The organism is Staphylococcus pasteuri (genome assembly GCF_030547725.1).
GTDB lineage: Bacteria > Bacillota > Bacilli > Staphylococcales > Staphylococcaceae > Staphylococcus > Staphylococcus pasteuri.
Genome location: NZ_JAUOQO010000896.1, coordinates 1 through 239, shown reverse-complemented (window position 1 = coordinate 239; position 239 = coordinate 1). Strand labels below are relative to the sequence as shown.

Sequence of the window (239 nt, the reverse complement as noted above, 5' to 3'; positions counted from 1 at the left end):
GCGCCAATTAAACGATAAAGTTGACCCTGTTTACCTGCGGCTTTTTTAGAAAAAATAAGCTCACGAATAGGTCCACCACGGCTAGCCATTGTTTGTACCGACGTATGAAGTTGGCGTTTTAGTGCAATCTGATTAGCTTCTACTGCAAGGTGAACGGCGGCGAGTTCATTGAGCATGCCTGCTTTGTTCGGTAGCGTCATGAAGGTCGGATCGTTGTGCCAACTGCCATAGCGGTTGCC

General features: G+C 48.1%; 1 protein-coding gene. It reads right to left on the bottom strand.

What is annotated here, in order from left to right; all coding sequences use genetic code 11:
• On the bottom strand, nucleotides 1-200 hold a 200-nt coding region (locus tag Q4528_RS15845; RefSeq protein WP_303522698.1), incomplete at its 3' end, for a hypothetical protein.
• Between the last annotated feature and the right edge of the window lie 39 nt (nucleotides 201-239).